Below are 21,581 nucleotides of genomic sequence, written 5' to 3' on the forward strand. Positions count from 1 at the left end.
GCAAAGAAGCAAATAAACTTGCTATAAATTTTTCCCAAGTATATTTTTTCGTCTTTATATAGTTTTAACATTATGAAAACATAAAAATTAACGTCTATCATAAAAATGGCCAGTAATGTATCAAGAAATTAGTCTTAAAAATAGACGGTAGTTTATTTTTGTGACTAATGTCTCATATTTTATCTGTGATGGTTTTATTGTTGTTTTGTTAGCTCTCCTCCATTTGTTGAAGATTTTTGAATAATCAAGTTGTTATCAATAGATGCGATTAGCTATATGTTAATTCGTGTTATAAATTATCATCATTATAGGATGGGAAAGTGTGCATCTTATTCATAAATTAGCAAAAAATTAATTGTTATCTCTTTTTTATCTACTTATAAATCGACCTTTTCCCTAAAAAGCAAAGCCCAAAATTGGGGATGATATATGGCGTTATTATCGCCATCGACTTGAATAATTATTTATTAAAATAATAAGTAGAGCTGGTGTATTTATTATCAGGGAGGTTCAGATATAGCTAATTATGGATAATAAGCGAACACAGCGGGATATTATATTTAGCATAATATGGATTATTTGGTCATGTGCATTAATGGCTTTTTGGCGATATCAAATAGCTGGTGAGCTTTTGATCACCCTTATCCTAATTTTTAGCATTATTATTTACTCTATAACTTTGAGGTTAAAAAAAACGGCAATGTTTAGTCGAAAAACAGAAACACCAAAAGCCGCGGAGCCTATTGCTCCAGTTATGGCAGAAGAAAAAAAGCCTATGCCGGAGCAAAAATTGTATACCATTATTGCTAAAGGCACTGTATTTCAAGGTGATATTAACGTTGATGGTGATATTCAAATTTGGGGTAAAATTTCAGGGAATATCAATGTAAAAGATGGCGTGATCCGTGTTATGCATGCGGGTCAAGTTGAAGGGGAATTAACGGCACCAGACATCATTATTGATGGTTTTGTTAAAGGTATTTGTGCCGCAAACAATCTTGATATTCTAGAGCATGGTGAACTACGTGGCACTAGTCGTTGTGGCAGTATGTCAATTAAACGTGGCGGTGTCTTTACTGGACAATCTGAACAGGTTGAACACCAAGCTAAAGCCGTTGCACAGCAACGTGTTGTATCTATTAAAGAAGGTACAGTTAATACCAATAAAGAGTCTGTAACTGCAGAAAGTAAACTAAAAGAAAATAAAAAATAAAAGCGATTCTCTTTTTATTACTTATGATCTGTTTTATTTTATCATTATTATCCTAACTAATTAGAATGAGAATAATGATGGAATTGGCTACTCCTCGATTACGTTTACGAGAATGGCGTGAAAGTGATAAAGCGCCATTTTTTTTACATATTAACGCCTCAGCATCGGTGATGCGTTATTTCCCTTCACCACTTACCCGCGCAGAAAGCGATGCAATGGTTGATACATTGCGTGATAAATTTATTCAGCAAAATGGTTGGGGATTTTGGGCCGTTGAATTAAAAGAGACGCAAGAGCTTATTGGCTTTGTTGGATTAAATATTCCTAATGCCCCTTTGCCTTTTAATCCGTGTGTTGAAATAGGTTGGCGTATTGCACAATCTCATTGGCGTAAAGGGTACACTTATGAGGCGGCCTTAACAGTATTAAAATATGCTTTTGAACAGTTGAAACTGGAAGAAGTGGTGGCATTTACCGCCGTGACCAATTTACCCTCAGAAGGGGTGATGAAAAAACTCGGTATGAAGAAGTCTGAATATTTTATGCATCCATCTCTAGATAAAACACACCCTTTAGCACAACATGTATTATACCGATTAAAAAAAGCAGACTTTATTTTCCCGATAAATGTTTAGATTTTTTAGCCGGTAATGCAGGGACGGGTTTCTTATCATCAATAAGATGTCTAATTGCTAAATAGGGATGATAAATTAGCATTCGAGGCCCCGCCCAACGCATGACTTGTTTCATTGCTGCTCTTTTTACTGGCTGATAGCAGTGAATTGGGCATTGTTTGCAGGCGGGTTTTTCCTCACCATAGCGACATTTATCTAGTCTTTTATAAGCATATGTCACTAATTGCTGATAATACTCGGGGTCGGTATTAGGATGCGCTTGTTCATACAGAGCAACCATTTTTTGGATGGTTTGCTTCTCTCGATTAATTCTTTTACCTGACATGGTACTCTCACTTCTTATTGTTGCATTCAAAATGCATTTTATCATAACGCATTACTGGGATGATAAATTAATTGGTTATTTTTAAGGCAAAAAAAGAAAAAATTTTGCAAAAATACTTTTCTTTTTTTTGATTATATAATACTGTATTTATATACAGTTTATTTGCCTTGGTATGGTGAAAATAATGCGTGTGGAAATTTTATTTAACAAACAATCTAATGTCACTGACTCACTATTTCCGCTGTTAGAACATGAACTAAGAAAAAAAATTATTCCTATTTATCCTGATATGCAGTTTCGTATCGCTTTTAGTAGCATGAATACGATCCAAGTCACGGGCGTAAAAGATGAAGCTAAGCATGAGCATATTATGGAGTTAATTCAAAGTGTTTGGGAAGATGATAGTTGGCTCCAAACGAATGATGATTAACGACCAATTAAGTTAAACAGAGATTGCCAGAGCATCTTACTTTTATTGATTAGATAGATAGTTAACAACATGCCAAACATGTTGCTTACTGGCAATCTACTTATTGATATTACTAATGGCGACAAATTTTGTTTTCACTGGTAGTAAAACCGCCATCAGCAGCAATAAATTTTCCTTTTTTTTCTAAAAATGCCACTAATTCGGCCGCTGTCATATTCTCAGCAGAACAGGTATGAAAGCGCGCTTCTTCCCCAAAACGTTGATGAATTGCCTCGATAAGTGATCTTTGCGTAAACGCCACTTTTGATGAAAGGATCATATGTAATACTTCATGACCATGTATAGATGCCATTTGTTAGCCCTTAATTATATAAGATGTATTTATTATGCATCTTTTTAGGAGGGAAACTTTGTTTTTAATCATAAAAAAGCGATGACAAAAGGTCATCGCTTCAGGTCGCTGATAAATAATATTTGCGCCGTAGTAAAGAACGGTTTATTTCTCAGCTTGTTGAAGTATTTTTTGCATTTCATCTTTTAGATAGAGTTTTTCTTTTTTTAGTTTTGCAACTTCATCATTGTAGCCTGCGCCATTAGGTCCTTCTAATTTAGCAATTTCTTGATCAAGTCGATGGTGTTTATCATAGAGAGCTTGGAAACGAGGATGGGTATTTTTTAACTGAGAAACCAGTGATTGTCTTTCTGAGAACATATAACCTCCTAATGAAAGAAATTGCGATCTCTATTTCAGTATAATCATAGATAGCTGATCTGCACGTTAGTGCATCACAAATTTACATTTCATCAATAAAAGAATGAGTTCTTTAAAAATTATCAGAATAATCCTCTCAGAGAGAGATCTGCTAAAGTGTTAGCATCTATATTATAAAATGCTAGTATTAAGATGATTACTAATAAAAATATCTAAGCAAAATTTGTTAACAGCGATTTGGCGCTGTGAATATGGAGAAAATGATGAATAAAGTAATTTTATCTTTGGTTGCAGCGATGTCTTTGTCTGCTTGCGCACAAGCGGTTGATAGTTTAGAAAAAGTCGCTCCTTATCCTAAAGCAAAGGAAAATCAAATTCGTCATGTTATTGAGTTAGAACAAAAAGAAAACGAAGGCAATTACCAAGTTGAGTTGATCGTGGGTAAAGAGATGATGGTTGATTGTAATCGTCAATGGTTTGGTGCTGAGTTAGATAAAAAAGATCTCGAAGGTTGGGGTTATGATTACTATATCGTAAGCGACTTAAATGGCCCAATGTCTACGATGATGGGTTGTCTTGATAACACTAAAAAACCCGCCTTTGTTCAAGCTAATATGGGGCAAGCGGCATTTATCCGCTATAACAGCAAATTACCTATTGTTGTCTATGCACCAAAAGATGTAGATGTGAAATATCGTGTGTGGTCTACTTCTGACGAAGTTAAAGATTCAACAAAGAAATAATGATTGATCTTTAATTATTATTGAGTGGAAAGCCCTTTGTTTTCAAAGGGCTTTTTTTACAACTAACGGATCACTAATACCGACATTTTTGCATGGCGAACAATAGATGATGCTGTTGAGCCTAATAAGTAGGAAGAAACATTAGGACGATGTGAAGCAATAGCAATTAAATCTGCATCGATTTGACGTGCATACTCTAAAATTTCATCTTTTGCATTACCAACACCGACATTGCAAACAATTTGCTCATCGGGAATTTTCGCATCTTTGATCATATCTTGCAGAGCAATAAAAGCGAGGCGAGTGCGCTCTGAAGAGTCTTTAAATTTTTCAGGAATAGCGGCAAACTCAATACCGAAGAAAAGTTCTGCATTTGGAATAACGGTGAGGAAGTGGATCTCGGGTTTGCCAACTTGAGCAATTTGTTCAATGTGAGTGATCAGTTCCTGAGAAAGCTCGTCTTCTAGAATATCGATAGGAACTAGAATTTTTTTGTACATTACAAACCTCACTTAACGTTAGTTTTAAAATATAACTCTATTATCACTGAATATAAAAAATATAGCTGTGATCTACGTTCTAAATAAGAGTGAGAATGATTATTCTATCACTTAATTATTTATATTATAGTAATAATTAGTGCTTTTAAAATAAAAAGCTAAAAAGGCAGAATAAAACTATATCAATCTTAACTTATTGACAGGAATGAGTTAAATAAGATGATATTTAAAATAAAAGTATTTTAATTAGACATCTAGAGGAAAATGCACAAAAGAATGATTATCAATTATATTATTGTTCTGTATCTATAGGATTTTATTGGTAATTTTTTAGAGACTTAATCAATAAAGTATGGCATATTAACCGTTAATAGCATCTCAATATGATGTTTGGACAGCAATCTTAGTCCCTAAACAGGATTGTTATTCAGAGTCGTCCTTTATCCTCACCAATGAGTTATGGAACCTGAAATAACCTATGGAACTCTATTCGCTATAAACAAATAGGGTAGGCTATTTATACAGAATAAGATTATTATTATGACACATAATCACATTGATGATATTGAGTTGAATATGGCTGAGAAAACACAATCTGACAAATTCAAAGCGGCCAAGAAAAGCACGTTGGTCAGTGTTTTTGTTAATATCTTTTTATCCATATTTCAAATCACAATTGGTTTCTTCTCACATTCCCAAGGCTTAATTGCTGATGGTATTCATTCACTGTCTGATTTAATTGCTGACTTCGTGGTGTTAATTGCGAATAAAGGCAGTCAAAAGCAACCCGATGCCGATCATCCTTATGGACATTTTCGCTATGAGAATGCCGCTTCATTAGTGTTAGGGACGATTTTATTGATTGTTGGTTTGGGAATGATATTTTCTGCTATCCATAAAATGTTAGATCCTTCAATCATTCCTGATGTTCATAGCATCGCGCTTTATGTGGCTTTATTGGCATTAGCGGCTAAAGAAGGGTTATTTCGTTATATGTTAGCTGTAGCCAAAAAAGTCGATTCTAGCATGTTAGTGGCCAATGCTTGGCATGCGCGCTCAGATGCCGCCTCTTCTTTAGTGGTTGCAATAGGGATCATTGGTAGCCTTGCTGGATTTAAATTCTTTGATCCACTAGCAGCACTTATTGTCGGGCTATTTGTTGGCCGTATGGGATGGCGTTTTACCTATCAAGCTTTGCAAGATCTCATGGATAGAGGCGCTGATGAAGAAACACTTGAACAGATCACCAATACATTAATCACCACACCAGGAGTACAAGGGGTACATGATTTAAAAACCCGTCGTGCAGGTGATTATTTATTAGTTGATGTCCATTTAGAAATTAAAGGCGAATTAACGGTCAATCAAAGTCATGATATTGTGGTCAATGCCCATGATAGAGTACTTAAACAGCATGCACAGATTTTAAGTGTGATGATACACGTCGATCCTGCTTAATTTAGCGTTAACTATTTGATAGTTTAAAGGTAATAAATTGTATTTATTACCTTTTTGTTTTTATTCTTTGCTTAATTAAAAATTAACACAGTTTTCTTTTACATTATCGGTTAATGCAGCAATCAGATTGTCAACGGCACATTCAGCCATTGCATAGCGAGTCTCTTTAGTCGCAGAGCCAATATGGGGTAAGGCGACAACATTTTTCATGGTTAAAAGTGGTGAAGAGGTTGGCAGTGGCTCTTGCTCAAACACATCTAATCCGGCTCCAGCTATTTGTTGCTGTTCTAATGCGTTAATTAATGCTTTTTCATCAACCACGGCACCGCGTCCGGCATTAATTAAATAGGCGTCAGCTTTCATTAATGCAAACTGTTTTGCGCTTAACAGATGATGAGTTTCTGGTGTTAGCGGTAAAGTAATGCAGACAAAATCGGCTTGTTGTAAAAGCATCTCTAGGGAACAAAATTTAGCATTAAAATGCTGGTTAACATCGTTATATTCAGTACGAGAATGGTAAATAATATCCATATCAAAACCGAAGTGGGCGCGTTGTGCTAATGCTTTACCGATACGCCCCATACCAATAATCCCCATGGTTTTATGGTGAACATCAGTACCATACCAATCCGGCGTAATACTTTTTACCCATAAACCTTGTTTTATATTATCAGCTAGTTCAGGAATACGACGAGAGACGGCAAGAACAAGCGCCATCATTGTATCAGCGACAGTATCAGTTAATACCGTAGGTGTATGCATCAATTTGATATGACGTTCAGTGAGCGCGGCAACATCCACATTATCATAACCGACAGAAATCGTTGATACGGCTTTTAGTTTTGGCGCTTTTTCAATAAAGTGTTTATCGATATTACCGCCTGCACCTAACAATCCTTCAGCATGAGCGAGGGTGGCTTTAAAATCGGCACAATCGAGAGAGAGCGCGTTAAACTGTTTTACCTCAGCAACGGCAGATAATTTTTGTTGCAGTTTTTCTGGAAGCGGTTGATAAAGTATTACAACGGGTTTCATAGCGTTCTCCTAATTGGTATTAACTAATAGATATAAATCACACTCTCTTCTCTTCAATTCATCTATTGAGGCTACTCTTAATTTCACTGTAAAGCATATTAGCGTGGATGTTAATAAGGTATGATAAAAACCAATTAATATCAGTTTTATCATATAATTAAAGTATTCAGTATAATGTAATCGTTTACTTTTATGGTGAAGAGGGCACTTCTCTCTAAAATAACTATATAACGATTATTAACAATAATTTGCTGTAATACGGTTATATTAGGTCGTTTTTATTAAATAGTTAAGGAATAAGAAAAGCGTGTAAACGTTTACACTAAATGTCGGTCTGATCACGAAATTAGTTTGTTGAACTTGTTAAACTCTGAGGCAATCAACAAAACCGCTTGACGCTTTTCATTTGAAATAAATCAAAAGAGGTGAATGTGGAAATTTTAGTTACGGGTGGAATGGGATATATCGGTAGTCATACATGCGTGCAAATGTTAGAAGCAGGCATGACGCCTATTATTTTGGATAACCTCAGTAATGCAAATGAAGAGGTACTTAACCGAATTGAAGCATTAACAGGAAAACGCCCACTGTTTTATCAGGGGGATATTCGTGACGAAAAACGACTGGCCACAATTTTTACTCAGCACTCTATTCAATCAGTGATCCATTTCGCTGGATTAAAAGCGGTAGGTGAATCTGTTGAAAAGCCCATCGAATACTATGACAACAATGTTAACGGTACTTTGGTGTTAGTTCGTTGTATGCGTGATGCGGGCGTAAAAAGTATTATTTTCAGCTCATCAGCCACGGTTTATGGTGATCCTCAAACTGTGCCTATTACTGAAGAGTCACCTGTTGGTGGCACTACCAATCCTTATGGCACCAGTAAATATATGGTCGAGCGTATTTTGTCTGATCTCTATATTGCAGATGAGAGTTGGTCTATCAGTTTACTGCGCTACTTCAATCCAGTAGGTGCTCATCCATCTGGCACTATGGGGGAAGATCCTAAGGGTATTCCTAATAATTTAACGCCTTATATCTCGCAAGTTGCGATAGGTCGTCGTGAAAAAGTCGCGGTATTTGGTGATGATTACCCAACAAAAGACGGTACTGGTGTACGTGACTATATCCATGTTATGGATTTAGCTGATGGTCATATTGCCGCCTTAAATGCGTTAGGAGAAAAAGCAGGGTTACATATCTATAACCTAGGTACAGGGAATGGCACCAGTGTGATTGAAATGATTGAAGCATTTCGTAAAGCCAGTGGTAAAGCAATCCCTTATGAAATTCAGCCACGTCGCCCGGGAGATATCGCACAATGTTGGTCAAGTCCTGCCAAAGCAGAAAAAGACTTACACTGGAAAGCCATTCGCTCTATTGATGATATGGCAGCCGATGCTTGGCGTTGGCAATCACAAAATCCTAACGGTTATCTGAAATAGATCATAAAAACGCTATCAGATAATCTTTAATAAATAAGAGAGAAGATTATGTCAAAACTGATTTTTGATCCCGTTGAGCATCCTCATCGTCGTTATAACCCTTTGACTGGGCAGTGGATATTAGTTTCACCCCATAGAGCAAAACGACCATGGAATGGCAAAGATGAAAAACCTCAGATAGCGACACTTCCCTCTTATGATCCACATTGTTATCTGTGCCCAGGGAATACCCGAGTTTCGGGTGATAAAAATCCTGATTACACAGGCACTTATGTTTTTAATAACGATCACTCTGCATTATTGACAGACCAATATAGTGTTGAGGTATCCGATAATCCACTCTTCCAGACTCAAGCGGTGAGAGGGATCAGTCGTGTTGTTTGTTTTTCCCCCGATCATAGTAAAACTATTCCCGAATTACCTATTAGTAGCCTACGTAAAATCATTGATACTTGGGATAACCAAATAGAAGTGCTAAGCAAAGAGTATCTATGGGTACAAGTATTTGAAAATAAAGGTGAAACAATGGGCTGCTCTCAACCTCATCCTCATGGGCAAATATGGGCGAGTGATTTTTTACCTAATGAATTAGCACGCAAAGATAGCCAATTAAAAGACTATTTTAATCAATATGGCCGTAATCTATTAATGGATTATGTTAAAGCTGAATCTGAAGACGGTAGTCGAACCGTGGTTGAAACTAAATACTGGTTAGCTGTCGTGCCTTATTGGGCATCATGGCCTTATGAAACCATGCTATTACCAAAAAGCCATATTCGCAGAATGAGTGAATTAACGGCTGAACAACGTGATGATTTAGCCTTGGCAATAAAAAAATTAACCAGTCGTTACGATAATCTATTTCATTGTTCATTTCCTTATTCAATGGGATGGCATTTTGCACCTTCTTTTAAAGAGGGCGAAAGCATTGAGCATTGGCAATTACATGCCCTGTATTATCCGCCGTTATTACGCTCTGCGACAGTACGTAAATTTATGGTGGGTTATGAAATGTTGGCTGAATCGCAACGCGACTTAACGCCAGAGCAAGCTGCTTATAATTTACGCCAAGTAAGCGATATCCATTATAAAGAGCAAGAAAATTAGCTTAATGGGTTGATGGCGGACGCTTTTTAAATCACTACCTAGCCTAGGATGCATCACTATTATATTGATGTAACAGGTTGTTATTACTTAATTTTAAGTTAAGGATTTATTATGCAGGCACTGATTAATAATGTGACTCATTCTTTTACCTCTATTTTTGGTTATGCCCCAACACATTTTATTCAAGCTCCAGGCAGAGTTAATCTGATTGGTGAGCATACTGATTATAACGATGGTTTTGTTCTTCCTTGTGCCATTGATTATCAAATGGTAGTTGCTGCCGCCAAACGAGATGATAATCTTATTCGTGTGATTGCGGTTGATTATCAGAATGCGCAAGATCAATTCTCTCTCGAACATCCCATTGAGTTTTTACCTAATAAAATGTGGGCTAACTATATTCGTGGCGTTATTCATTTTTTACAACAAGCCAAATATGTATTTCAGGGTATGGATATTGCCATTACAGGGAATGTGCCTCAAGGGGCTGGCTTAAGCTCTTCAGCTGCATTAGAAGTGGCTATAGGACAAACAGTAAAAACACTTTATCAACTTCCTATTAGTCAAAAAGAAATTGCCCTTAACGGTCAAAGAGCAGAAAACCAATTTGTTGGATGCAATTGCGGTATTATGGATCAGCTTATTTCTGCATGTGGTGAAGAGAGCCATGCACTATTAATTGATTGTCGTTCATTAGCCACTACGGCGGTAAAAATGCCAGAAAGTGCGGTAGTGATGATCATTAACTCAAATAAAAAAAGAGGGTTAGTCGATAGCGAATATAATACGCGTCGTCAACAGTGTGAGGAAGCGGCAAAAATATTAAATGTTACTGCATTACGAGATGCGACCTTAGCGCAATTGCAAGCGAAAAAAACGCTGATGAATGATAAAGTATATCGACGTGCTCGTCATGTGATCACCGAAAATGAGCGTACTTTACAAGCGGCTGAGGCGTTAAAACAAGGCGATCTTACTAAACTTAGTGAGTTGATGGCACAATCACATATCTCTATGCGTGATGACTTTGAAATAACCGTTAACGAAGTGGATACACTGGTAGAAATTGTTAAATCAGTGATTGGTTCGCAAGGTGGCGTTAGAATGACTGGCGGAGGTTTTGGCGGCTGTGTGGTGGCGCTGGTGACTCCTGATTTAGTTGCAAAAGTGACACAAGCGGTTGAAGCCCAATATAAAACCCAAACAGGTTTAAAAGAAACTATTTATGTCTGCTCTGCAAGCCAAGGGGCGGGCTATCTGGAGATAACTAATGGCATTAAATGAAAACCGTTTTTTTAAGCCTGAACAGATGACCACACAAGCCGCTTTTGATGGTTTGCCTGCTCAAGTCGTGATTTTGACAAACCGTTTTGGTATGTCTATCTCCATTATGGATATTGGTGCAACATGGTTAAGTTGTATTGTCCCTGTGAATGGCTATCGTCGCGATGTGCTTTTAGGATCTGCAGATATGAAAGCCCATCAACAGCAAACGGCCTATTTTGGCGCAACGGTAGGGCGTTTTGCTAATCGTATTGCAGGGGCTAAATTCACCATCGCCGGAACTGAGTATCGCCTTGTTGCTAATGAAGGCAACAATACGCTACATGGTGGTAAACAAAATTTTAGCCATCGTCGCTGGACTATTGTGGCGCAATCCACACAGTCGGTCACTTTAAGCTTGCTATCTGCAGATGGCGAACAAGGATTTCCCGGTACCGTCGAAGCCAGTGTGACATATACATTAACGGATGATAATGAAGTTCATATCAATTATCAGGCTATTAGTGATAAAACGACAGCGCTGAGTTTAACTAATCATGCCTATTTTAATTTAGCTGGGGAGCATACTCAGCGAACGGCTCTTGAACATGATTTAGTTATCCACGCTTCTCACTACTTAAAAAATGGCGCGGGTAATATTCCTACAGGGGAAATTGTCGATGTGACTGGGACGGGGTTCGATTTTCGCCAATTAAAACGTATCGGCATCGATTTTATGCGAGATGAATGTCAAAAAGCCGCTAATGGCTATGATCATGCGTTTATTTTAGACAAACAAAAAATAGCAGATAAAGCATCGATTGCCACAGTTATTGCCCCTGAAGGTGAGCTTAAAATGGATGTTTTTACTACCATGCCTTCTATACAGTTTTATACAGGAAATTTTTTGGCACAGAGTAAAGGAAAAACTCGTCGTTATGGTAATTATTCGGGGCTGGCTTTAGAGACACAATATTTTCCTGATGGGCCGAATCATCCTGAATGGGGTGAGAACCAAGGTATTTTAGCTGCAAATACTCCGTGGCATAGCCAAACAATATATAAATTTTATCAGTAATAGATAAAGGAAAGTGTAAACGCTTTCCTTTTTTACTGTTTATTTGATCATTTTACTTTTTAAATTTCTTATCTTCACTGATAATCATGCCACTTGTTTTATAACTTACTCTTTTTCTTAGCCATCGATTAATGACACAAGGTTTTTAATGCAGAATAAGAGTTATTTATGAGGTGGATATGGCAACTATCAAGGATGTGGCAAAAGAAGCGGGTGTTTCTGTTGCTACGGTATCTCGGGTCATTAATAACTCACCAAAAGCGAGCCGAGCATCGATAGAGATTGTCAATTCGGCAATGCAAAAATTAGGTTATCGCCCCAATGCTGCTGCGCGAGCGCTGGTCAGTCAAAGTACCCAAACATTAGGTGTTTTGGTGCATGACGTATCCGATCCCTTTTTTGGGACCTTGGTCAAAGCGGTCGATAATATTGCCAGAAAAGCGGGAAAACATATTCTGGTGTGTAATGGTTACCATGATGCGCAAGATGAACGCCAATCTATTGAACTCTTGATCAACAGCCGTTGTGATGGTTTAGTGATCCACTCTAAGGCACTTTCTGATGAAGAGTTGTTAGCTTATGCCAATGAAGTTAATAGCATGGTATTAATTAACCGTTTTATCCCAGAAATTGCGGAACGTTGTGTCGCCTTAGATAACTATAAAGGGGCATGGATTGCTACCGAACACCTTATTCGTCAAGGCCATACTCAAATCGCCTATATCTCATCCACTCACCATATTGAAGATACCAGCCAAAGGCTTGCGGGATATAAAGCTGCTTTAGCGGCTTATAATATTAGTTTGCCTGAAAGCTATGTTGAATATGGCGAGCCAGAAGGCGAAGGGGGAGAGCAAGCGATGATGCGTCTATTAACCAAGTCGATAGATTTTACAGCAGTGGTCACCTATAACGACTTTATGGCTGCTGGGGCATTATCGGTGCTTGATGAAAATGAGATCCCTGTTCCTGAAAAAATTTCAGTGATTGGCTTTGATGATGTACTTATCGCTCGTTATATTCATCCTCGACTAACCACGGTACGTTATCCGATACATATGATGGCAGAGCAAGCAGCAACATTAGCGTTAAAGCTTTCTCAAGGGGAAGTCCTAACCCAAAAGCAGCGTATTTACTCACCCACTCTGGTTCAGCGCAACTCCGTTTATAATTTAAGCCATCTTTCTTAATCATCCATTATACTTTAAACATGTTACAAACTTCTGATGCTAGGCTCAGAAGTTTATAACAGTTTGTTTAAGCGCCTTTTTTATCTGTTTTATCGCTTAAAAATATTCTTATTATTATCTGGTTATTTCTTGTAATCGTTATCAAACTCTCTCTATTTTGTTTATTTTTAGCGATGACTTTTTTCTCAATTAAAAGAGCATAAAGTGAAATCAGCGAATTTTGTTGATTTATTAGTTAAGGTAATCGTTTGTTATGTGCTTTATCGATCCGATTTTTAACATAGGCGATAAAATTGTGAACGGAGTAACGGAAAAAGCAAGTGGAAACGTTTACATTAATATTCTCTTCTCTCTATGGGTCTGAAAGGAAAATATTATGCATACAGAAGGTGTTGGATTAAGCACAATAGATTATGCAATCTTTGCCCTCTATGTCATCATTATTATTAGCCTTGGATTATGGGTTTCTCGTTCAAAAGATGGAGCTAAAAAAGGAACAAAGGATTACTTCCTCGCGGGTAAAACACTGCCTTGGTGGGCGATTGGTTCTTCTCTTATTGCTGCTAATATCTCAGCTGAGCAATTCATTGGTATGTCTGGCTCAGGATTTTCGATAGGTCTTGCTATTGCATCTTATGAATGGATGGCAGCATTGACGTTAATCATTGTTGCTAAATACTTTTTACCTATTTTTATTGAAAAAGGCATTTATACCATTCCTGAATTTGTTGAGAATCGTTTTAAAAGTCGTAATTTAAAGACGATCCTCGCCGTATTCTGGTTAGCACTCTTTATTTTCGTTAACTTAACATCTGTATTGTATTTAGGATCATTGGCGTTAGAAACCATTCTTGGTGTGCCGATGATGTATGCCATTATTGGTCTGGCACTATTTGCGGTTATCTACTCGCTTTACGGTGGACTTTCAGCGGTTGCATGGACGGATGTTGTACAAGTTTTCTTCCTGATCCTCGGTGGACTTTTCACGACCGTACTTGCTGTTAGCTATATCGGTGGTGATGGAGGAATAATGGAAGGCTTAAGTAAGATGACAGCCGCCGCGCCAGATCACTTTAAAATGATCTTAGCAAAAGAAAACCCACAATTTATGAATTTGCCAGGAATTGCTGTGCTAATCGGTGGGCTATGGGTTGCTAACCTCTATTACTGGGGCTTTAACCAATACATTATTCAGCGTGCTTTAGCTGCTAAATCTATTAATGAAGCGCAAAAAGGTTTAGTGTTTGCCGCTTTCTTAAAACTGATTGTGCCTATTTTAGTTGTTGTGCCGGGGATCGCAGCTTTTGTTATCACAACCGATCCTACGCTGATGGCAGGATTAGGAACAATGGCACAGGAGCATATCCCAACCTTAGCGCAAGCGGATAAAGCCTATCCTTGGTTAACACAATTCTTACCTATTGGGGCTAAAGGGGTTGTGTTTGCAGCACTGGCAGCAGCTATCGTTTCTTCTTTAGCTTCCATGCTTAACTCTATCGCGACTATTTTCACGATGGATATTTATAAAGAATATATTGGGCCAAAATCCTCAGAAACCCGCTTAGTTAATGTGGGACGTATTAGTGCGGTGATTGCATTGATTATTGCTTGCTTTATTGCGCCACTGTTAGGGGGCATTGATCAGGCATTCCAATATATCCAAGAGTACACAGGTTTAGTGAGTCCTGGTATCTTAGCTGTATTCTTGTTAGGACTATTTTGGAAGAAAACTAATGCCAAAGGGGCAATTATAGGGGTTGTACTCTCAATTCCTTTTGCTTTATTCCTAAAATTAATGCCACTAGGAATGCCATTCCTTGACCAAATGATGTATACCTTTATTTTCACCGCGGTTGTTATTGGTTTGGTCAGCTTAACCTCAACGAAAAGTGATGATAGCGTAGGGGCGATTGTATTAACTGATGCAACATTTAAAACCCAAAGTGGGTTCAATATTGCTTCTTATATCATTATGATCATCCTCTGTGTGCTTTATGCTGTATTTTGGTAATTAGTAATTAATTTTATTTATCAATGTATTACAAAAAAAAGCAGAGCCAATAGCTCTGCTTTTTTTGTCACTTCAATGCCTATTCAAATCTTCTTATCTTTGTTGCTCTAAATTGCTTTGATGCAGATTAAAAAATATCACTAAATTGCAAAAGAAAATTATTCTCACAGTCAATTGATTAAGATAATATTAATCATTCTCATTACTATAACCATTATTTGACTTCAGGGATTTGTTATGAAATTTAAAATAAGTGCTTTAACAGCCTGTATTTTAATGACTTCTTATTCACTACATGCACAAGAAGATAAAGTAGAACGATTAGTTGTATCAGCCTCAGGGTTTGCACAGCAACAAACAGATGCACCCGCTAGCATTACGGTAATCAACAAAGAACAATTAGAGAAAAAACCGATACACGATCTTGCTGATGCCGTAAAAGGGGTTGAAGGCGTCAGTGTGAATGGTAATGCAAATAAACAAGAAATTACTATTCGTGGCTTACCCGGAGAATACACACTGATTTTGGTTGATGGCAGACGTCAAAATAGTCGTGAATCACGCCCTAATGGGAGTGGTGGATATGAAGGTGGATTTATTCCTCCTGCGGATGCCATTGAACGGATCGAGGTAATACGTGGGCCAATGTCATCACTCTATGGCTCAGATGCGATGGGCGGTGTGATTAATATTATTACTAAGCCTGTTACTAAAGAGTGGCATGGTGCAGTTTCCATGGGGGGAACATTGCAACATAACCGTGACGCGGGAGATTCTATCAATGGTGATTTTTATCTTTCCGGCCCATTAATTGAAGATAAATTAGGTTTACAACTTTATGGTAGTAGCTACTTACGTGCAGAAGATAAAATTACGTATGGGCAAGGGCGTAACGATAATAAAAATATTACGGCCAAATTAGCTTTTACTCCTACAGATAACCAAACCATTTTATTAGAAGCTGGACGCAATTCGCTACAACGCACGACAACACCGGGTAAATCGATGAGCGAATTTACCAATCGTGGTGGACGTCTTGATAAAAACAAAATGCTAGAAACGAATAATGACCGTAACCATTGGGCATTAACTTATAAAAATCAGTTTGATATTTTGCACTCTGAGTTAAGTGTTTATCAAGAGCAAACCAAGCGTGTTCAAAAGACGGAAGGTGTAGATAAAGCGACAGGAAATAGCTACAAATATTATGAAGATCGCCGCCCTGAAATCACTAATACTGTTTTCGATGCTAAATTTACCGCATTCCTTCCTGATAATGTGATGACTTTTGGTGGTCAATACCAATATGCACGTTTAAAAGACGAATCTTCAGTCGGTGGTAAAGAGGTCAAACAATCTACGATCACCGCTGATCAAAAAGCGTTATTTTTAGAAGATGAATTTAGTGTCACAGATAATTTAGCCCTAACTGGGGGAATACGTCTTGATGATCATGAATACTATGGTAAGCACTGGAACCCAAGAGCATACGCGGTTTACCATTTAACCGACGAATTTACCATAAAAGGAGGGATTGCTAAGGCCTTTAAAGCCCCGAGTTTACGAGAAATTAGCCCTCAATATGGTACATCAACGGAAAAAGGGCGAGCGATTATGTATGGTAATCGTGACTTAAAACCTGAAACTTCGGTTAGCCAAGAAATTGGTGTTGGTTATGATAATGGTGATGGTTTTACCGCCAATGTGACCTTCTTTAATACAGAATTTAAAGATAAGCTTACCAACTACGATACCGGTGAAATCGATCCTATTACCGGATTAAAACTGTACCAATATGATAATGTGGGTAAAGCTAATATTAAAGGGATTGAAACCGCGGTTGCATTCCCTGTCGCTGATAACTGGCGAGTAAGTGCTAATTACACTTATATCAACTCTAAGCGTAAAAGTGATGACGAAAAATTAGGCTCTGGTGAATCATTAAAAGGTTATCCATTGGATATGACACCAAAACATAGCGCCAATGCGCGTGTTGATTGGCAATACGATGAAGCTACCAGTTTCTATGCCAATACTGCCTATACTGGTAAGCAAATTTGGGCGGCTCAACGAAATGGTTATACTGGCGCTCGTTATCGTAGTGGTTATACAACCTTTGATTTAGGAATGACCTATAACTTTAATAAAAATACCATGCTAAATTTAGCCGTATTGAATATTACCGATGAAACGGGTCCTGCGGTCAACGATAAAGGGGGGAACTGGGTCGTTGATGAAGGCCGTCGTTATTGGGCAAATATCAAATATAGTTTTTAATCTATCCCAGTAAAGGTAAGCCTCATTTATTATGGGGCTTACTGCCATCATTTGATAATAACTTACAGAGTATCTGATTGATGAGAATACTAATGTTATGTGGAATGATAATGTTATCTTCTATTGTGCAAGCAAGACCTAATCAACAAGTTCCTCAACTCACACCACAAGTATCAACCTATTATCACATTATGGAAAAAGAGGTTGAGCATCAAGGAAAGCAGTATCGCTTTTTTCTTGCGATCCCCAAAAATACGCCTAAGACAACAGTGCTGTATAGTGTTGATGGAAATGCACAATTTCCACTTATTGTGAATGAAGCACTAGCGCAAGCGAAAAAGCCATTACCTGTTATTGCAAGCCTAGGCTATGTAGGTGAAAAGGCCTATTTTATAGCGGAAAGAACTCACGACTATACCCCAAGAGTACATGGCGAAGCCTTTGCCAAAGGCGGTAATGTTGAACAGTTTTATCAGTTTATGGTAAGCCAATTAAAACCCTATGTACTAGCACAGATGGCGCAAGAAAACATCACTATTACTGAGCAATCACTATTTGGACACTCCTTTGGTGGCGTGTTTACGCTATATGTATTATTTAACCATCCAGACGCTTTTCAACGCTATATTGCTGCTAGCCCATCTCTTTGGTGGGGAAAAGGTGAGTGGATCACTCAAGATAAATGGCAACAGATCCCCAATAATGTTGCGGTGACCATTACATTAGGTGAATTAGAAGAAACCCCTGATTTTTCTCAAATGAGCGAAGAGCAACGCTTGCGCTATCAAACGCGTAGTAGCTGGCTTACTCCTCGACAACTCTGTGATTATCTTACTGATGCCGGCAAAACATGCCAATTTTACCTCTTTACGGGGAAAGGACATGGCAGTTCAATCCCTGATGCAATCAAAACCGCTTTAGAACAAAGTACAGAATAAGCGTTGTTATTAACGGCTGTTTTATTTAATAAAATAGCCGCTATTCTGCTCTGTGCGCTGTTATCACAAAGGTTATAGATTATTCTCAATTTTAAAAAATAATTTGCGCCAAGGACTACTTTTTTACCGTGAAAGGACGATAATAACGGATAGGATAAATAAAATTACTCGCTAGCATTAGATTTTATAATTTTATTTATTTTTAGTAACGAGCTATATTCACGCACCCCTAACTTAGGGACGCCACCCACTGTTTTCATCACTATTGCTTTCATCTTTTCTAGATGAAAGGAGTGCCAATGTCTGGCTTCGAGAAAACAGCGCATGATTAACCGTTTTGATTGTGGAGACGAGGGTAGTGAAACAGAACACTACTTTGGTACGCAAAGGTGACAGTACATTAGTACCTGTCGCGGGTTTAACGGTATTTGCTATCGCATCAGGCTATTTAATGAGTTTAATTCCACTATCTATGGATAGTTTTGGTATTGATACTTTTTATGCTAGCTGGTTAGCAAGCATTTACTTTATTGGATTACTTATAGGTTCAGTGATGATCGAACCTATTATTGCAAAAATAGGGCATAGGCTCTCTTTTGTGCTGTTTTTATTGTTGTTAGCATTCACCGTGAGTATTTTGCCACTGTTACCTTATTTATCGGTATGGCTAGTATCTCGCTTTTTCGGTGGTATGGCGGTTGCGGGTATCTTTGTTGTAGTCGAATCATGGTTATTAATTGGTGATAATCCTAAAGAGCGAGCTAAACGCTTGGGCTTTTATATGACATCACTTTATGGTGGCACAACATTAGGTCAGCTTGCTATTGGTGCCATTGGTACGCAAGGGGCAATTCCTTTTATCGCGGTATTGGCATTGCTATTAATTGCAGTGTTACCTCCTTTGTTTTTTAAACAAGGACAACCCCAATGCCACGAGCATAAAAGTTTGTCACTTAAACAGATTAGCCGGCTGAATAAAGCTTCTTTAGTAGGTTGTATGGTTTCTGGCGTTGTGATGGGGAGTATTTATGGCATGATGCCATTGGCTTTAAATCAAGGACAATTTAACACCGACCAAATTGGGGTGTTGATGGCAGCAATTATTTTAGGTGGTATGGTTGTTCAGCCTATTATTAGCAAATTGTCGGTGATGATGAGTAAAACCCTATTATTAGCCATGATGTGCTTAGTTGGGGTATTTGCGATGGGCATGACTTATCTGTCTAATGACTATGTGGTGTTAATTATTGCATTAGCTTTATTAGGAATGTCATCTTTTGCACTTTATCCTATTGCTATCACATTAGCTTGTGATCATGTTAATGCGAGCTATATTGTGGCAATTACTCAGGTGATGTTATTAAGTTACAGCGTGGGTTCAGCAATGGGGCCATTAGGCGCAGGTATGTTTATGTCACAAGCAAGTAACGGCATTATGAACTTTTTCTTTGTCGTGTTATTAGCGACAGCTGTATATATGTTATTTGCCAGTTTACGACGCAAAAGCCATATTGTGCTTAACTAATTGCGTTAAACACTTTCATTCTTTGATATCAACCGAGTTGCTTTTAAGAGTAACTCGGTTTTTTTTATTGATGCGTGATGGCTAATTAAGATCCTTCTCATATTTTTACCCCACTATTTAGCAAATGATAAAGTCATTAAATAAAGATGATTTTAATTATCATCGATTGATACAACATGGAAATAATTCTTTGAAAATATTCATATTTAGCTTTCTCTCTCTGATTATCTTACCCATTTCTGTTTCCCAAGCGATAACACCGATACAAAATAAACAGCTGGTGGCTTATGCAACGGATCTACCTAGAGCCGTTATTTATGATCCAGCCTACCGTAAAATTAATTATCCTAATGGTGATGTGCCTGCTCATTATGGGGTGTGTAGTGATGTGATTATTCGTAGTTACCGAGGAATTGGCATTGATTTACAAAAATTGTTACATGAAGATATCAAAGCCAATTTTGCACTTTACCCTAGTAAACGTATCTGGGGACTTAGTCGACCTGATACTAATATTGATCACCGCAGAGTACCCAATTTGGAAGTTTTTTTCTCGCGTAAGGGAAAGGTGAAACCTATTAGCAAAGAGGCGTCAGACTACTTGCCTGGTGATATTGTTAGCTGGCGCTTAGATAATGGGCGTCCTCATATTGGTCTCGTCATAGACAAGAAAAGCAGTGATAATCAGCGCTATTTAGTGATGCATAATATTGGTTTTGGACAAGTCGCTGAAGATGTTTTATTTTCGTGGAAAATAACCGGTCATTACAGTTATTAAAATTAGATTTAAATAGAATATAAAAATATTTACTAATAACGAGTAATAGCAAAATAAAAAGAAAGTTAATTAATATAATATTAATAGACGCCCATACTAAAAATAATTATTTTGGTATGGGCGTCTATTTCTGGGGGAGAATATTTTCATCAGAAATATTCATAATTAGTCCTCTAAGCCACCGAGTAACATACTGACAACGGCAACGGAACAAATAAGGGAAAGGAAAAGAATGAAAAATGAGCTACTGATCATAGTGACCTCCTAATTTATTGCTATTTTTAAATAAAAAACCTCACTAAATACACGTTATTAATTGATTACTCTCTATACTAGATGATTTATAAATAAAGTCAAACTAACCTATTATTTTATAATGCTATTTTTGGTGAAAATTCTTTATTTTATGCAAAGAAGTGCAAAATTGTGATCAAAGAGACTCAGGAGGGGCTAGCCCCTCTGATGTTCTACGCAGAATGCGGTAGAGAAATATTAGGAAGAGGAGGAAGCCCAAAAGCGGCTCTTGCCCGATCGCAAGCTTCATTTTTTACGCCATTAGCCCAAGATTGTTCAAACTCACGGCAAGGGGATGGTCTCTGTTCATAAATTGCACAACTCACGCATTCACCAACTTCACCAATCAATTTTTCACAGCGTGGTTGTTTCTCATTAGTTCCTTTCATACATGATAGAAAAGGGGTTAAGGGTTCGGTAAATTCGTCAGGAACAACACCACCACCACTTTTCATTTCAGCCCAATAGAAAGAGACTCTAAAATAGGCGCAACATGCACCACAATGCATACAGGGATTATCCTGCATATAAATAAAATCGTTAGAATGTTTGCTCATACCAGATACCGTTTTATCTGACCTTAAAGTAATATAAGAAGTTTTTGAAAATCGTTTTCACTTA

21 protein-coding genes are annotated in these 21,581 nt (G+C 37.7%); 15 read left to right on the top strand and 6 right to left on the bottom strand.

Annotated features, from left to right (window positions below):
* Positions 1–700: 700 nt before the first annotated feature.
* Positions 701–1,213 (top strand): bactofilin family protein, encoded by a 513-nt coding sequence (locus tag AACU95_RS14615; protein ID WP_004248516.1) that lies wholly within the window; start codon positions 701–703, stop codon positions 1,211–1,213.
* A gap of 74 nt (positions 1,214–1,287) precedes the next feature.
* Positions 1,288–1,848 carry a GNAT family N-acetyltransferase gene (locus tag AACU95_RS14620; RefSeq protein WP_041701199.1) on the top strand — a complete coding sequence of 187 codons (561 nt, stop codon included), beginning with the start codon at positions 1,288–1,290 and terminating at the stop codon, positions 1,846–1,848.
* Here AACU95_RS14620 and AACU95_RS14625 read toward each other — a convergent pair.
* A complete protein-coding gene (locus AACU95_RS14625; RefSeq protein ID WP_049201240.1) occupies positions 1,826–2,173 on the bottom strand; it encodes a nitrous oxide-stimulated promoter family protein in 348 nt (115 codons plus the stop codon). The two genes, AACU95_RS14620 and AACU95_RS14625, sit on opposite strands and share 23 nt — an antisense overlap.
* Before the next feature lie 184 nt (positions 2,174–2,357).
* Here AACU95_RS14625 and AACU95_RS14630 point away from each other — a divergent pair, with 184 nt between their 5' ends.
* Positions 2,358–2,603: a DinI-like family protein gene (locus AACU95_RS14630; RefSeq protein WP_012368173.1), complete on the top strand. Its 246-nt coding sequence runs from the start codon at positions 2,358–2,360 to the stop codon at positions 2,601–2,603.
* Between the two features lie 112 nt (positions 2,604–2,715).
* Here the strand turns inward: AACU95_RS14630 and AACU95_RS14635 are convergent, their stop codons facing one another.
* Together AACU95_RS14635 and AACU95_RS14640 are read right to left on the bottom strand one after the other, a co-directional pair.
* Complete coding sequence (locus AACU95_RS14635) at positions 2,716–2,955, bottom strand: YecH family metal-binding protein (protein WP_004248513.1); 240 nt, start codon at positions 2,953–2,955, stop codon at positions 2,716–2,718.
* 144 nt (positions 2,956–3,099) lie between these two features.
* Positions 3,100–3,315 (bottom strand): DUF465 domain-containing protein, encoded by a 216-nt coding sequence (locus AACU95_RS14640; protein ID WP_004243991.1) that lies wholly within the window; start codon positions 3,313–3,315, stop codon positions 3,100–3,102.
* 263 nt (positions 3,316–3,578) lie between these two features.
* On the opposite strand from AACU95_RS14640, the gene eco reads away from it, so the two are divergent.
* Positions 3,579–4,058: a serine protease inhibitor ecotin gene (gene eco / locus AACU95_RS14645; protein WP_004248511.1), complete on the top strand. Its 480-nt coding sequence runs from the start codon at positions 3,579–3,581 to the stop codon at positions 4,056–4,058.
* A 62-nt stretch (positions 4,059–4,120) separates the two neighbouring features.
* On the opposite strand, the gene AACU95_RS14650 is transcribed toward eco, so the two are convergent.
* A complete protein-coding gene (locus AACU95_RS14650) occupies positions 4,121–4,558 on the bottom strand; it encodes a universal stress protein (protein WP_004248510.1) in 438 nt (145 codons plus the stop codon).
* Between the two features lie 540 nt (positions 4,559–5,098).
* Between AACU95_RS14650 and AACU95_RS14655 the strand changes: the two genes are divergently transcribed.
* Positions 5,099–6,016 carry a cation diffusion facilitator family transporter gene (locus tag AACU95_RS14655; protein WP_004243988.1) on the top strand — a complete coding sequence of 306 codons (918 nt, stop codon included), beginning with the start codon at positions 5,099–5,101 and terminating at the stop codon, positions 6,014–6,016.
* Positions 6,017–6,091: 75 nt separating this feature from the next.
* Here the strand turns inward: AACU95_RS14655 and ghrB are convergent, their stop codons facing one another.
* Positions 6,092–7,051: a glyoxylate/hydroxypyruvate reductase GhrB gene (gene ghrB, locus AACU95_RS14660; protein WP_036895444.1), complete on the bottom strand. Its 960-nt coding sequence runs from the start codon at positions 7,049–7,051 to the stop codon at positions 6,092–6,094.
* Positions 7,052–7,482: 431 nt separating this feature from the next.
* Here ghrB and galE point away from each other — a divergent pair, with 431 nt between their 5' ends.
* The 10 genes from galE to AACU95_RS14710 all read left to right on the top strand — a co-directional run bounded on the left by galE (position 7,483) and on the right by AACU95_RS14710 (position 20,666).
* Positions 7,483–8,499 carry a UDP-glucose 4-epimerase GalE gene (gene galE, locus AACU95_RS14665; RefSeq protein ID WP_004248507.1) on the top strand — a complete coding sequence of 339 codons (1,017 nt, stop codon included), beginning with the start codon at positions 7,483–7,485 and terminating at the stop codon, positions 8,497–8,499.
* Between the two features lie 48 nt (positions 8,500–8,547).
* Positions 8,548–9,606 carry a UDP-glucose--hexose-1-phosphate uridylyltransferase gene (locus AACU95_RS14670; RefSeq protein ID WP_141192331.1) on the top strand — a complete coding sequence of 353 codons (1,059 nt, stop codon included), beginning with the start codon at positions 8,548–8,550 and terminating at the stop codon, positions 9,604–9,606.
* Between the two features lie 111 nt (positions 9,607–9,717).
* Positions 9,718–10,890 (top strand): galactokinase, encoded by a 1,173-nt coding sequence (gene galK, locus AACU95_RS14675; RefSeq protein WP_087741122.1) that lies wholly within the window; start codon positions 9,718–9,720, stop codon positions 10,888–10,890.
* The gene (gene galM / locus AACU95_RS14680) at positions 10,877–11,947 is read left to right on the top strand and encodes a galactose-1-epimerase (protein ID WP_012368169.1); all 1,071 of its coding nucleotides are present in this window, start codon (positions 10,877–10,879) and stop codon (positions 11,945–11,947) included. Before galK ends, galM begins: the two co-directional genes overlap by 14 nt.
* A 179-nt stretch (positions 11,948–12,126) precedes the next feature.
* Complete coding sequence (locus AACU95_RS14685; protein ID WP_004243980.1) at positions 12,127–13,137, top strand: substrate-binding domain-containing protein; 1,011 nt, start codon at positions 12,127–12,129, stop codon at positions 13,135–13,137.
* A 376-nt stretch (positions 13,138–13,513) separates the two neighbouring features.
* Complete coding sequence (locus AACU95_RS14690) at positions 13,514–15,148, top strand: sodium/sugar symporter (RefSeq protein ID WP_004243978.1); 1,635 nt, start codon at positions 13,514–13,516, stop codon at positions 15,146–15,148.
* A gap of 237 nt (positions 15,149–15,385) precedes the next feature.
* On the top strand, positions 15,386–17,425 hold the full coding sequence (locus AACU95_RS14695; RefSeq protein ID WP_004243977.1) for an IreA family TonB-dependent siderophore receptor: 2,040 nt from the start codon (positions 15,386–15,388) through the stop codon (positions 17,423–17,425).
* A gap of 110 nt (positions 17,426–17,535) precedes the next feature.
* Positions 17,536–18,363, top strand: a complete 828-nt coding sequence (locus tag AACU95_RS14700; protein WP_017827160.1) for an alpha/beta hydrolase — start codon at positions 17,536–17,538, stop codon at positions 18,361–18,363.
* A 358-nt stretch (positions 18,364–18,721) separates the two neighbouring features.
* On the top strand, positions 18,722–19,888 hold the full coding sequence (locus AACU95_RS14705; RefSeq protein WP_004248501.1) for an MFS transporter: 1,167 nt from the start codon (positions 18,722–18,724) through the stop codon (positions 19,886–19,888).
* A 124-nt stretch (positions 19,889–20,012) separates the two neighbouring features.
* The gene (locus AACU95_RS14710) at positions 20,013–20,666 is read left to right on the top strand and encodes a DUF1287 domain-containing protein (protein WP_049198785.1); all 654 of its coding nucleotides are present in this window, start codon (positions 20,013–20,015) and stop codon (positions 20,664–20,666) included.
* 467 nt (positions 20,667–21,133) lie between these two features.
* On the opposite strand, the gene AACU95_RS14715 is transcribed toward AACU95_RS14710, so the two are convergent.
* Positions 21,134–21,517, bottom strand: coding sequence for a YkgJ family cysteine cluster protein (locus AACU95_RS14715; RefSeq protein ID WP_004243972.1), 384 nt, complete (start codon positions 21,515–21,517; stop codon positions 21,134–21,136).
* Positions 21,518–21,581: the final 64 nt, after the last annotated feature.

Origin of the sequence: Proteus sp. G4415 (assembly GCF_963896075.1) — a bacterium.
GTDB lineage: Bacteria > Pseudomonadota > Gammaproteobacteria > Enterobacterales > Enterobacteriaceae > Proteus > Proteus mirabilis.